The following is a 14,049-nucleotide window of genomic DNA, read 5'->3' on the forward strand; positions in this document are numbered from 1 at the left end:
CCCGGCCGTCCCACACAGGAGCGCCATGAGCACCTCCGGCATCATGTCCGACCCCGACTCCACCACCGTCTGCCGGATCACCGTCGACGGACCCGGGCGCAGCGCCGACCTCGGCGTCCCGTTCACCGTCACGGTCGGCGCCCTGCTGCCCGTCCTGGTCGACCGGCTCCGCGCGGACGACGACCCCGACGGTGCGGGATACGTGCTGCAACGGCTGGGCGGCGAGCCGCTCGACCCGACCGCCACGGCCGGGTCGCTCGGCCTGCGCGACGGCGAGACCCTCTGTCTGCGCCGCGCCGACGACGTACTCCCGCCGATGTTCTTCGACGACCTGGCCGACGGGGTGGCCGCGGTCGTCGGAGCACGGCCCGACCGCTGGCGTCCCGAGCTGACGCGGCGTCTGTTCGTCGGGCTCGGCTGCCTGACCCTGGCCGTGCTCGCCGCCTTCGTGCTCCTTGCCGGGCCGGGCCGGGAGACCGCCGTCGAGTGCGGCGTGATCGCCGTGCTCCTGCTGGCGGGCTGCGCCCTCGTCAGCCGCTCCGCGGCGGCCGACCCGGCGACCGTCCTGGTCACCGGAGTGGCCGGCTGGATCTTCGCCGCCCTCGCCGGGTGCGCGGCCAGAAACGGTACGCCGGCGCTGTCCGTGCCCGGCCGGCACGAACTGCTGCTCGGCGGGGCCTGCGCCGTCGCCGCGTCGCTCGTCCTGTTCTTCGCCGGACGGGTGCCGGTCAAGGTCTTCGGGGCCCTGCTCGTCGCCGCGCTCGGCGCCGAGATCGGCTCCTGCCTCTCGATCAGCCTCGACTGGGACGCCACCACCTCCGCCACGGTGGTCGCGGTCACCCTGTTCGTGCTCAGCGCGATCGCCCCGCGCGTCGTGCTCCGCCTGGCCGGACTGCGCGTACCGCAACTGCCCCGCAACGCTGATGAACTGCAGGAGGACGTCGAGCCGCGCTCCCGGCAGGACGTGGAGCGGCGGGTCGCCGCCGCCGACACCTACCTCACCCTCTTCACCGTCGGAGCCTCGGCGGTCTACGCGGTGGACCTGGTCCTGCTGACCCGCCGCGACACCTGGTTCGAGTGGCTGCTCGCCCTCGCCCTGGCCGGCGCCGTGGCCCTGCGGTCCCGGGGCGTCACCGAGACCGGACAGCGGGTGGCGCTCGCCCTGGCCGGCACGCTGGGGCTGACCCTGGCCGTGATCCGGCTCCTCGACGACGGCGGGACCGTCGCGCGCGCGAGCCTCGGCGTCGTCCTGCTGGCCGCCGCGGCCCTGTTGCTCCTCGCCGCCCAACGGCTGCCCTCCGTACGCCTGCTGCCGACCTGGGGCCACACCGCCGACATCCTGGAGATGGTCACCGCGATCGCCCTGGTGCCTCTGCTGCTCCAACACCTCCACGTCTACTGGTACTTCCGGTCCCTGGCCGGCTGAGAGGAACTCGTGCAAAGCCGCCGCGACCACGTCCACGCGTACCAGTTCGCCACCGGCCGGCTCGCCGCAGCCCTGGTGACCGGAGAACCCGCGACCGGCGAGCCACCGGCCCGGCGCAGCGTCGTCGGTACGGTCATCGGGATGGTCCTCGCCCTGCTCGCCTGCGCCGGGTTCGCCGTCTACGGCCTGATCAAACCGGGCGGGAACACCGCCTGGGCCCAGCCGAACGCCATCGTCGTGGAGAAGGAGACCGGCACCCGCTTCCTCTACCTGGACGGCGTCCTGCACCCGGTGGCGAACTACGCCTCCGCGCTGCTCGGCGCGTCCGGCTCCCAAGCCGGCACCGACGTGCGGACCGTCTCCCGCAACTCCCTGGGCGGGACGCCGCGCGGGAGCGAGGTCGGAATCCCGGGGGCGCCGGACTCCGTACCCGCCGGCCCGGCGCTCCTCACCGGAGCGTGGTCCCGGTGCCTGACCCCCGGCCGGGCCGGCGGCGAGGCACTCGACTTCGCGCCCTCCGACGGCGCCGCCCCCGCCCGCGCCGCGGCCGGCCGCCGCATCCTGCTGACCGACGGCGACGGCGCCTCGTACCTGCTCTGGAACGGCACCCGGTACGCACTCGGCGGCCGTTCCGCGCTGGTGGCGATGGAACTCGACGGCCAGGACCCGCTCACCGTCCCCGACTCCTGGCTGCCGGCCCTGCCGTCGGGCCCCGTCCTCGACGCCGCCTCCGTCCCGGACCGCGGCAAGCCGGGCCCCAGCATCGGCGGTCAGGGCACCACGGTCGGCCAGGTGTTCACCACCGGCACCGACGGCACCGCCCCCGCCCAGTACTACGTCCTGCGCGGCGACGGACTGGCCCCGATGAACCGCACCGAATACCAGCTGATGGCCACCGGCTCCGGACAGGGCTCACCCCGCCGGGTGAGCCGCGCCGATGTCGCCGCGGCCCCCGGCTCCCCGGACCGCACCTTGCTGCACCGGCTGCCCGACTTCCTCTCCGGCCCCCTCGCCCGGCCGGGCGAGGGCACCGTCTGCCTGCGCCAACTGGCCGCCGGCGGCACGGTGCACACCACGGTGACCTGGGAGCGGACACCCCCCGCCGGGGCGGGACCGGTCACCGTCCCGGTCGGAGCCGGGCTGCTGGTGCAGGACCTCGCCGCCACGTCCCGGACCACCACGCCCCCGACCTACCTGGTGACCGACCTGGGCCTGAAGTACCCGATGACGGACACGGCCACCCTGTCCGCCCTCGGGTACGGCAGCGGCCAGGCGCGCCCCGTCCCCGGAGCCGTACTCGACCTGCTGCCCACCGGCCCGACGCTGTCCCGCGCAGCGGCCCTCACCGCCGTGACCACCGCGCCGGCACCCTCGGCACCCGCCGCCCCGAAGGGCCCCTGAGATGGCGCTCGGACCGAAGACCCGGCGGACCGGAGAGACACCGGACCTGGACAGCCACCGGACCGGCCACGTCCTGCTGATCCACGCCCGGGGCGCCCTGGACGAGCAGGCGCTCGCCTTCGCCGGCGGACTGCCCGAGGACCCCGAACACCACCTCGTGGTCCTGGACCTGCCCGCCGGCTTCACCGGCGCCGGGTGGCCGCGGCTCGCCCGCCTCCTCGGCCGTCGCGACGGCGACTACCGGCTCGTCTTCGGCCGCCGGCCGACCGGCGGTGTGCTGCCGCTCGGGCAGTATCTGGCCGACCGACTCGACCGCACGGTGCTGGTCGCCGACGGTGCGGTGACCCCGGCCGCCGGAGGCGTTCTCTACGTCCCCGTCGACAGCGGCTCCGGCTGGGTACGGCTCCGCCCGGGCCGGCCCGGGCGTCCGGTGTCCCGCCGCTTCCCCAAACCCGTCTGGGAGTTCTCGGTCGCCGACCAGCCCTGGCACACCAGCGACCACGCGGTGGCCGACCCGCTGCCGAGCGGCGTGTGGCTGCACCCGGTGGAACCGGACACCACGATCCCCGCCCACCGCGCCAGGCTGGAAGCCCGGCTGGCGTGCCGGCGCGAACTGCTCACCGTCGTCCTGGGCTGCCCCGGAACACCTGCACTGGAACTCGACGACGTCTCCCGCTTCTGGGCGTCGATACTGCCCGGCGCCCGCCCCCAGGTCCGGTTCTTCCCGTACGGGCCGCTGGCCGCGCCGGGGGAGGGCACGTCCGGCCAGGCACTGGCCGACCGCCTCGACTCCCCGGTGGTGCTCTACAACGGGATGCCGGTCGGCCGCGCCCTCTGGGAGACACCGCAGGTCCACGCCGTCGACATGGACGGGGCACTCGGCTTCGCCGCCTTCGCGAAGGAACTGCGCTACCTCCCGGCACGGATGACCGGGGGACAGCCGGCCGCACCCGCCGTGCTCAGCCACCGTCCGGTGGTGGACGGTATCCCGCAGGTCGCCCCCGGCGTCTACCGCTACGCCCCCGACGCGGTCCTGGAAGTGATACCCGGCGGCCTGTGGATGCGTCCCCCCGAGGAGCCGGACGAAGCCCCCGTCGTCCGCTCGGCCCCCGCCGACCCCCGTCACTTCCACCTCGTCCACGGCACCGTGGCCCGGGCCGGCGGACGCATGCGGGAACTCGCGGAGAACCTGCTCGACCGGATGGACCCGGTCACCCGGGGGCTCGCCCGCCTGATGCCGGCGACCCGGATGGTCCAGGAGAACAGCGCGCCCCGCCTGCCGACGGCGCTCACCGCCGCCCCGCCTACGGAGGCCGTGACCTCGGAGTCCTACAGCGCGGCGGAGTTGTACGCGACTGCCGTGCCGGGTCCCGGGACGCGCGTGGTCGTCCACGCCCCGGCCGCTCCGCCGGAGGGGGACGCGCCCGTCCCGTCCGTACCCGAGGTCTCCGCCACGACAGGCCAGGTGGCCTCCTCGGCCGGGACCGCCTCCGCCCTTCCGATCGGAACCGCCACTGCCACCGCCCCCGCGACCGGGACCGCCACCGCCCCCGTACCGGCGCCGCCGGCCGCCGCGCCCGGTGCGCTGTGGGAGACACCGGCAGCCACTTCCGCGGGAGCCCCGGCGCCGGAAACGTATGCCCCTGACGCTTTCCCGCCGCCCGGGGCAGCGGCCGAGCCGGTCGCTCGCAGCGCCGCGGCCCCGGCACCGGACGCCACGGACGCCCCGGCGCCGCCGCCCGGCAGTGCGCCCCCCGCCCCGTTCATGCCGTCGTTCAGGCTGGTCTCCGCTCCCGGAGGCGCGCCGGCCCCCGTACCGACGAGCCCGCCCGGACCCGCGGCCGACCCCACCGCCGGACCCCCCGCCCGCCGGCCGACCCCGCCCGCACCGGGGCCCGCGAGCGCCCCGGCGCCCGCCGGTCCCGTGCCGGCGGCCGGGGTCGGCCGCCCTCGTCCGCAACCGGCGCCGACGCCGGCCGCCTGCGCACTGCCACCGGCCAAGGGCCTCGCCCGGGAACGTGAGTGGCTGCGCGGAGCCTTCCGACAGCAGTACGACGACATCGGCGGCGCGGTCGCCCGGGTCCTCTCCCAGTCGCCCGGTCTGCGGGGCACCGACCGGACCTCCACCGAGGACGTCCTCACCGACCTGGTGGCGGCCCGGCTCTACCTGCGCGGCGACGGGGCCCTGCTCGACGACGCCGTCCGCGGCGCCACCGTCGGGCCCCACGTACCCCTGGCCCGCTGCGTCACTTCGGGGCTGCGCAGGCTGCCCTCCTACCGGGGCGCCACCCTGATGCGCGCCACCCTGGACGAGTCCGCATGGGCCTGGTACGCGGGACGCCGGCTGGTCACCGAATGGGGCTTCGGCTGGGCCCTGACCTCCGCCGCCCCCGGACTGCCGGGCGACACCGACGTCCTGGTCTGGTCGACGACCGCGCGCCGCACCGCCCTGCTCGACCCGGAACCCGCGGACCGGGTGCTCTTCCTCCCCGGCACCAGCTTCAAAGTCCTCACCGCCCGCGACGGGGAGCGCCGCGCCGTGCTGCTGCGCGAACTCTCCGCCTCCGAGATCGACGCCGACGGCCGGGTCGACATCGGACAAACCCCCCTGGACGAGATCGCCCTGTCCGGACTCGACCTGGCCGGCCAGGCATGGCGGGCCGCCGAAGCGGAGACCGCGCCGACGCTGCCGGACGCGGTCCGGGGCAGGTTCGGCGTCCCCCCGGGGCTACTCGTCGGCTCCGGCCCCACCGCCCCGCACCCACTCCCGGAAAGAGGATGACGACATGAGCCGGCAGATCCTGCTGGTCTCCCAGGACGGGACCGCTCCCTACCGCACGATCGGCGCCGCCCTGGCCGCGGCCGCCGACGGCGCGCTGATCACCATCTCGGCGGGCACCTACCGGGAGTCCCTCGTCGTGAACCGGGTCGTCACCCTCGCCGCCGGAGCCGCCGGCGTCCGGATCGACGGAGGCGGCGCCGGCGCCGTGGTGATCGACGCGGAGGCGGCCCGGCTGTCCGGCCTCGTCCTGGAAGGCGGCAGCGAGCAGACCCCGGTCGTGGAGGTGCGCCGCGGCGAGGCCGCCCTGGAGGAGTGCACGGTCTCCGGCAACGCCTGGGCGGGAATCCTGGTCTGGCACCAGGGCACCCTCATCGCCCGTTCCTGCCGGGTGACGGGCCCCGGCGGAGCCGGGATCGTGGTCACCTCGACCGGCGCCAACGTCATCGAGGGCACCATGGTCGGCCAGACGCTCTCGTCCGCGATCGTGGTCGCCGAACGCGGACGGCTGACGGTCCGTGACTGCCGCCTCGACCAGGCCGGAGGCAACGGCGTCTGCGTCAACGGGCAGGCCCACGGCATCGTCGAGGGCACCCGTATCACCGGCAGCGGCCAGCCGGCCGTGGTGGCCGAGCAGAACGGCCGCCTGGAACTCACCGGGGTCACCGTCTCCGGCAGCGCCGGACTCGACGCCTATCTGACGAGCGGCGCCGAAATCACCCTGACCGACTGTTCCTTCACCGGCTCCGGCGGCGAGTCCGTGCTCGTCGCCGGAGGAGCGGCACCCACCCTGCGCGGCTGCTCCCTGTCCGGCGCCGCCCGCGACGGGCTGCGGATCACCGAGAAGTCCAGTCCACTCCTGGAGGACTGCGAGATCTCCGCGACGCCGGTCGGCGTGCTGGTGGACGCGTCCAGCCGGCCGGTACTGCGCGGCCTGACGGTACGCGGAACGGAGCGCGGCCTGCTGGCCGTCGACGGCGCCGTCGTCCGGGGCGAGCGGCTGACGGTGGCCGCGCGCTCCACCGGCATTCTTGCCAAGGGCCGGGCGGAGCTCCACCTGCGCGAGTCGGAGGTGGCGACGGAAAGCCAGGGCGCCGCCGTCGAGCTGGCCGAAGGCGCCACGGGCCGCTTCCACGAGGTGCGGGTGCGCGCCGCGGACGGCCCCGGCCTCACGCTCACCGGGGCGTCCGCCGTCGCCGAGTCCTGCGTGGTGATGGACTCCGGGATGTCCGTCGGCGCCGACGCGCACCTCGAACTGAAGGACACCGAGGCCGGCGGATCGGACACGGACGGCATCCGGGTGGCGGGCGGAGGCAGCCTCACCGCCGTGGGCTGCCGGGTGCACGGGGCCCGCGGGCACGGGGTGCACCTCCAGTCGACCTCCCGCGCCGAGCTGGACCACTGCGTCGTGTTCGACAACGCGGGAGACGGCGTCCGCGTCAACACCGAGGAGCCGGTACGCATCCAGAGCTGCGAGATCCGGGACAACGGGGGGCAGGCGCTGCACCGGATGAGGTCCGACGCGCGGCTCACCGTCGTCGACGTGACCGGCACGGAGGACTTCTCCGACCCCGGCCCGGGGGACGCGGACGACACCGGGGCGCCGCCCGCGCGGGAACCGCGGGCGCCGGACGAAGGCGGCACCGGTGCGCAGCCGCGCGCCCGGCACACCGGTACCGGACCGCTGGCCGAGATGGACGCGCTGGTCGGACTGGAGAGCGTCAAACAGGAGGTCACCGGTCTCATCAACCTGAACAAGATGACCCGCCGCCGCGAGGAGATGGGCCTGCCCATGCCTCCGATGAGCCGCCACCTGGTGTTCGCCGGCCCCCCCGGCACCGGCAAGACGACCGTCGCCCGGCTGTACGGCGCGGTCCTCGCGGAGCTCGGCATCCTCAGCAAGGGCCACATCGTGGAGGTGTCCCGCGCCGACCTGGTCGCGCAGATCATCGGCGGCACCGCCATCAAGACCACCGAAGTCGTCAACCGGGCGCTCGGCGGAGTGCTGTTCATCGACGAGGCGTACACCCTGACCAACCAGTCCAGGGGCACCGGCCCGGACTTCGGACAGGAGGCCGTCGAAACCCTGATGAAGCTGATGGAGGACCACCGGGACGAGATCGTCGTCATCGTCGCGGGCTACTCCGCGCAGATGGACCAGTTCCTGGCCTCCAACCCGGGCATGGCGTCCCGTTTCTCCCGGACGGTGGAGTTCCCCAACTACACGGTGGACGAACTGGTCACCATCGTCCGCGGGTTGTGCGGCAAGCACTACTACGAGCTGACGGACGACGCACTGGCGGCGGTGGCCGGCTACTTCGAACGCACCCCCAAGGGGCCGACCTTCGGCAATGGGCGGGTCGCCCGCCAGCTCTTCGAGACGATGATCAGCAAACAGGCGTCGCGCCTGGCCATGTCTCCGCCGGGCAGGGACTCCGAGCTGAGCCGGCTCACCGGGGCGGACGTCGAAACGGTGCCCGAACCGGACCCGCCGGCCCAGGAGGAGGCCGACGCGGACGCCTCCGAGCAGGTTCCGGCGGGCGGGGCGGCGACGAGCACCGCGCTCACGAGGATCTCCGCCCTGATCGGTCTCGACGAGGTACGCCGGGCGCTGGAGCTCGGTCTCACCGCCCTGGCCACCGCACACCGGGCCGGCACGATGCCGGCCCAGGCGGCCAACCTGGTCCTCGCGGGAGCGGAGGGCAGCGGACGCGACGCCGTCGCGGTGCTCTACGCCAAGGCCCTCGCCGAACTCGGCGTCCTCCCGGCCGGCACCGTGCACCGGGCCCAGCTGTCCGCCATGCCCGCCCGCTGGCCCGGACAGGCCCAGGCGTACGTCTCGGGGCTGTTCGACGAGGCGGCCGGCGGACTGCTGCTGCTGGAGCTCGACCAGGACTTCTCCGAGCGGCCGGCCGAGGAACGTACCGCCCTCGTCACGGCGCTCGCCGCCGAGGTCGAGGACCGCCCCGGCACGGTGGTCTCTCTGTCCGCCGATCCGGAACAACTCGGCGGCGTGCTGGCCGGTCCGGAGGGGCGCCGGCTCGCGGCCCGTTTCGCCGGACGGCTGGATTTCACGCCGTATACGGCCGAGGAGCTGGCGCGGCTGGCGGCCCGGCGCCTGACGGCGCTCGGCTTCGACGTGGCGGACGAGGTGACAGGTGCCCTGGCGGAGCGATTCTCCCGAACTCCGCCCGCGGGCGGGGCGTTCGGTGCCCACCTGAGCGCCGAACAGGTGGCCGACGCCGCCATGTCCCGGACGATCGGCCCCGCGAGTCTCCCCGGCCCGCCGGAAGGCCCGCCGCCGGTCCCGGAGACGGACGGGGTGGACGGGGCGGTCGCGGTGGCTGTGGCGTAACCGGGTGTTCGCCTCCGGGTCACAGGGGCAGGGGGCGTGTCACACCGGGCAGGGCGGGGCGGTTGAGCTGTCACCACCTCAGAGGTGCGGGCAGGATAACCACCACGGAGTGAAAGCTCCATCAATCACACCAAATCGTGCGGAGGTTCCGTAATGGCCACAGGTTCCGGACTTGAGGCTTTTGACAGCGAGGGAATGCAGAAGTCGGGCCAGGTTCACCTCTCGACTCTGGAGAGCCACCGCGCGTCGTCCGACAGGATGCAGGCCCTGACGGCGGAGGCGGAGGCCGGCTGGACGGGAGAGGCCGGCACCAACTTCGCCAACGCGATGACCGCCTGGCTGGCGAACTACAAGATCGTGGGCAACGTGCTCGACCAGATGCACGAACGCATCGTGGCGAACCACTCGGCCCTGGCGAGCACGCACGAGACGACCACCCAGGCCACCGCACGCGTCGGCGCGACCATGGCGGAACCCGTCGGGCTCACCGGCTTCTAGACCGTGTCCGACCCTTCCCGCCGGGCGGACGCTCCTTCCGAAGCGCGACCGGGGCGCAGGCCGCACCTCACCACGCACTCACTCGAAAGTGGAGGAAAAGCATGTCGACTTACATGATCAACTGGGCTGCCGTCAACGAGGTGCTCGACCAGCTGACGACCGTCCAGACGGAGATCGAAAGTCTGAACGAGCAGTTCGCCTCGGGCAACACCGCGGCCCTCGCCGGCTGGGACAGCTCCGTCAAGGAACTGTTCGACGCGAACAAGGCCCAGTGGAACCAGGCCACCGCGAACATGGGGGCGCTGGCCAAGCAGGCCCAGAGCGCGGCCGCCTCCTGCCGTGACGACTACGTCTCCGCCGTCAACTACGGCACCCAGCTCTGGAGCAAGTAGCCATGCCTCCCGAACCGGCTTCGACGGATCCCCAGGCGTGGGACCCGACGAGCGTGCACAGCCCCGCCAGCGTCTCCGGGCCGACGACGGGCGGTACGCCGGATCCGCCGCTCGTGCCCAAGGGCGGCGGGAACTCGGGCCCGGAGGTCGTGAACACCGCGTCCCTGGACCTGTTCGCGAAGAACATCGAGCTCCTCGTACCGATGGTCATCGCGGCACGTGACCGCGTCCAGGCGATGGCCACGGTGCAGCCGGGCGCCTTCTTCGACGCCTACCAGCTGCGGACCGCGACCTCGGGGGCCAACGGCGGCGAGGGCCTGCAGGGGCGCTACTACAAGATCCTGTACGACCTGGCCGAGGGACTCGCGGACATCGCCAACGGCGCCAAGCTGATGAGCAAGAAATACACCTCCACCGAGGAACTCAACAAGATGAAGACGAAAGAGCTCAACGAGCTCTTCTCCGACGCGTCGTCGGACTTCAAGCAGCTGGCGGCCGACAGCGGTCTCACCGTCAACCAGCCCGATACGACGAAGACCCCGACCACCACCACGTAGAACCCGTCGGGCGATTCTCCGCCGGGCGGGCGCTCACGACCCACCGGCCACCCCTGAACAACAGCGGCATCACCGGAAGTCCGGTCGTGGACCGCACGGACGCCGGCTCCACCGGACACCCCGGGGGAGCCGGCGGCCGTGCGCACTCCGCGGGTTCGGCGTCCGGTACCCCAGCAACCGTCGAAGCGACGTCCCGGCGGTCGAGGCTTCGGACGAGAGCGCAGGCACATGCCCGACGACTACAACACCACCGGATTCCAGCAGGACGACAGCGGGATCTACGGCGACACCAAGAACCAGGGCTCCAGGTCCGACTACGACAGCTGGGACTGGAAGCAGATCATGGCCGCCGTCACCGGCGGCTCGAACATGACCCCGGGCGCCGGCGGGGAATCCCGGGCGTCCTCGGTGTCCAACCCGCAGACCCTGATGACGGCGGCGAACGAATTCCAGTACGTGCAGGAAGTCATGGAGATGGTCGGCAAGAGCCTCGCCGACCAGGCCAAGGCGTTGGCCGGAGGGAAGGGCGCGCCGTGGCAGGGCGCCGCGGCGGACGCCTTCGCGGACACCATGACGACCTTCTCCAAGGAGGTCCTCTCCAACGCGGCCGCCCTCGCGGGCGGTTCCACCGGCACCCCGGTCGGGCAGAGCCTCGTCGCCGGTTCCAACTCCCTGACCTTCGCCCAGGCCCAGATCCACGCCATCGACACCTGGTACGCCAACGAGGCGATCAAGGTGGGCGTCGTCCCCATGGCGAACGGCCTCATCCCGGTCAGCCAGCGTCCGGACATCGTCGAGATGATGACCAACGACATGCGGTCCGTGCTGAAGTCCCTGGCGAACAACTACTCGACCGTCACCCAGTCCCTGAACAACGTGAAGCCCAAGGCCGTCACCCCGCCCACCAGCGACCCCGCGAGCACCGGTGACGGCAAGAACAACGACCTCGACCAGTACAAGGGGTCCGGCGGCGGCCAGAACGGCATCAAGTCCCCCGATCTGAACACCGGCACCGGAGGCGGTTCCGGGGGAGGTACCGGCGGCGGCATCAACACTCCCGATCTCTCGACCCTCGGCGGCGGTGGCGGCGGTACGGGCGGCACCGCGAACCCGTACACCGGAGGCACCGCCTCCCCGGACCTGGCCACCGCTTCGGGGGGCGGGATCGGTACCCCGGACCTGGCGACGCTGGGGACCGGCGACGGAACGGGCATCGGCGGCACCGCGAACCCGTACACGGGCGGCCTGACCTCCCCGGACCTGGCCACCGGCGGAAGCGGGACCGGTTCGCCGGACCTGGCGACGCTGGGCACCGGGGACGGTACGGGCATCGGCGGCACCGCGAACCCGTTCACGGGCGGCACCGCCTCCCCGTACACAGGGGGCAGCGGACTGCCGGAGCTGGGCGAGGGATCGACCATCGCCCCCTACACCGGGACGTTGGACCCTGCCCTGGACGACGTACTCAATCCGTCGACCGGCACGGCGGGCACCGCCACCCCGGCCGCCTTCCCCCTCGGCGGGCTGGGCGGCATACCGTCGGCTTCGACCGGCACCCCGGGCTCCTCCGGCTCCGGCCAGAACCTGAGCGAGCTGCCGGACGCCTGGACGGGCGGCTCCACCACACCTGAGCTACCCGGAGTCACCCCTGCGGGCTTCCCGGAGACCGGCACAGGAGCGGCCGGACTGCCGGACAGCTTCTCCCCCTCCGCGATGCCGGCCTCCGGCCTCGTCTCCGCACCCGGTCTGTCGGGGGAGGGTGTGGATGGGTCGGGTATGCCGATGATGCCGATGTCTCCGGGTGCGGGTGCGGGTGCGGCCGGTGCGGGTTCGGGTGCGGAGCGTCCGGATGCGGCGGGTCTGTTGGGTGGTGCGGGTGTGGTGCCGTGGGCGTCTGCGGGTGGGGTGGACGATTTCTCGCCGGTGGCGGGTGTTGCTGCGGGTGGTGCGGAGTTGGGTGGTGTTCCGGCGGCGTTCGAGGGTGTTCCGGGTCCGGGTGCGGGTGTGCCGGTGTCGGGTGCGTCGGGTCTGTCGGGGGAGGGTGTGGGTGGGGCGGGTATGCCGATGATGCCGATGTCTCCGGGTGCGGGTGCGGCCGGTGCGGGTTCGGGTGCGGAGCGTCCGGACGCGGCGGGTCTGCTGGGTGGTGCGGGTGTGGTGCCGTGGACGGAGGAAGGCGCTCCGGGGGCGATGGAGGAACTCCCCGTCGCAGGTGCGCCGTCCGGCGGCGCGGGCCTCACCGGGCCCGGCGTCTCCGCGTCCGCCACGGAGGGCGCGTCCACCGCGGCGGCCACCGGGGCACCCTTGATGCCGATGATGCCCGGCGCGAGCCCCGCCGGCGCCGCGACGCGGGGCAACGCGGAAGACGAACGGCCCGACAGTGCCGGGCTGTTGGGTGGCCCGGCCACCTCGTGGCTGCCCCACCCCTCGGAACGGACCGGCGAGGCGGCCTCCGTGGGCGCGGCGGCCGGCGGGGCCGTACTGCACGGGCTGACGGAGCCGGGCGCCCACGCGCCCACCGACGCGACGGCCGATGGCGGCTCCCCGGCCGGGGCGCCCGCTCCGGCACCGGGTGCGCCCGCGCCTACGGGCGCGGCGGACGGTGGCCCCGAGGCATGGGGCGCGGCAGGCGGCCTGCCCATGCTCCCCGGCGTGCCCCTGGGCGCCCTGGGGAGCATGGGCGGCTCCGCCGGCACGTCCGCGACGCCGGGTACGGGACGCGGCGGCCACGGCCGGCCGGCCTCCGCCGGAGCTGCGGCGCCGGCGGTAGCGGCCACCGACAGCAGCGGCGGAGAGCCCGTGGCACCCGCCCATCTGCCGGACGACCTCCTGGCCACCGCCCCGCTGCCGGACGACCTCCTGGCACCCGCCCCCTTGCCGGACGACCGGATCGCCGTCGTCACACCCGAGGGGGACACCGACGACGTCTCTGCCTGGGACGTGGCCGCCGCCGGCTTCAGCCCGCTGCTGCTCGCGCTCGCAGGCCGCGGAGCGGCGGCCGACGGCGGCGATGAAGGCGGCACCTCCCGTTACACCGTCGCCGATCCGGCGATGTGGGACGCCGAGGGGAGCGCCGCACAGCGGGCCGAGCACGCGGTCGCACCGGCTCCGGACGCCTCGGCCACCGGGGACGACGGCCCGGAACTCACCACGTGGCGGCCGTCCCAGCGGCCCGCCCCCGCGTCGGGGACCGTCCAGTTCGCGGGTGCGGGAGAACCACCGCGGTCCGGGGACGGCGGCGACCCCGGGGACCGGCCCGCCGAACCCGACAAGGACCCCGAAGGTTCCGGCGAGGACCCGGAGGAAGAGGAGAACGAGGAGGCCGGCGCTGTCCAACTGCTGCGCCAGGACGCCTCCACCTGGGGCAACCGACCTCAGGTGATCCCGGATTCCCTCGGCTGACGAGGAGGAGCCCGGGGATCGAGTGCCCCGTCGCTCGGGCCCCCGTGGGGGCAGGGTCCCCGGACGGAGGGGCAGAGATCGGGCGGGAACCGTTTCCGGACGATGCGGCGGATGTGGAATGGCCACGCACGCGGACGACGGCCGGTGGCGAGAGCCGGTGACCACGAGGTTCGTCTCTCGGATCCACTTCTCCCGGCGCTCACAGGAACGACCGGCCGGTCCGCGGATGCCGCGTTCCC

The 14,049-nt window shown here is 74.0% G+C and carries 8 protein-coding genes; all 8 read left to right on the plus strand.

Translation table 11 applies throughout. The features are described from left to right. Window positions 1–25: 25 nt before the first annotated feature. The 8 genes from eccD to OG599_RS31685 all read left to right on the plus strand — a co-directional run bounded on the left by eccD (window position 26) and on the right by OG599_RS31685 (window position 13,810). The gene (eccD, locus tag OG599_RS31650; protein ID WP_327179398.1) at window positions 26–1,426 is read left to right on the plus strand and encodes a type VII secretion integral membrane protein EccD; all 1,401 of its coding nucleotides are present in this window, start codon (window positions 26–28) and stop codon (window positions 1,424–1,426) included. 9 nt (window positions 1,427–1,435) lie between these two features. After that, window positions 1,436–2,827 (plus strand): type VII secretion protein EccB, encoded by a 1,392-nt coding sequence (gene eccB / locus OG599_RS31655; protein WP_327179399.1) that lies wholly within the window; start codon window positions 1,436–1,438, stop codon window positions 2,825–2,827. Window position 2,828: 1 nt separating this feature from the next. After that, window positions 2,829–5,609, plus strand: a complete 2,781-nt coding sequence (locus OG599_RS31660; protein ID WP_327179400.1) for a hypothetical protein — start codon at window positions 2,829–2,831, stop codon at window positions 5,607–5,609. Between the two features lie 4 nt (window positions 5,610–5,613). Continuing rightward, window positions 5,614–8,961, plus strand: a complete 3,348-nt coding sequence (locus OG599_RS31665) for a right-handed parallel beta-helix repeat-containing protein (protein ID WP_327179401.1) — start codon at window positions 5,614–5,616, stop codon at window positions 8,959–8,961. A gap of 153 nt (window positions 8,962–9,114) precedes the next feature. After that, complete coding sequence (locus tag OG599_RS31670) at window positions 9,115–9,459, plus strand: WXG100 family type VII secretion target (protein ID WP_327179402.1); 345 nt, start codon at window positions 9,115–9,117, stop codon at window positions 9,457–9,459. A gap of 101 nt (window positions 9,460–9,560) precedes the next feature. After that, the gene (locus OG599_RS31675) at window positions 9,561–9,851 is read left to right on the plus strand and encodes a hypothetical protein (protein ID WP_327179403.1); all 291 of its coding nucleotides are present in this window, start codon (window positions 9,561–9,563) and stop codon (window positions 9,849–9,851) included. A gap of 2 nt (window positions 9,852–9,853) precedes the next feature. Continuing rightward, window positions 9,854–10,408: a hypothetical protein gene (locus OG599_RS31680; RefSeq protein WP_327179404.1), complete on the plus strand. Its 555-nt coding sequence runs from the start codon at window positions 9,854–9,856 to the stop codon at window positions 10,406–10,408. Window positions 10,409–10,636: 228 nt separating this feature from the next. Beyond that, the gene (locus OG599_RS31685) at window positions 10,637–13,810 is read left to right on the plus strand and encodes a WXG100 family type VII secretion target (protein ID WP_327179405.1); all 3,174 of its coding nucleotides are present in this window, start codon (window positions 10,637–10,639) and stop codon (window positions 13,808–13,810) included. Window positions 13,811–14,049: the final 239 nt, after the last annotated feature.

Source organism: Streptomyces sp. NBC_01335, assembly GCF_035953295.1.
In the GTDB taxonomy this organism is placed as follows: Bacteria; Actinomycetota; Actinomycetes; order Streptomycetales; family Streptomycetaceae; genus Streptomyces.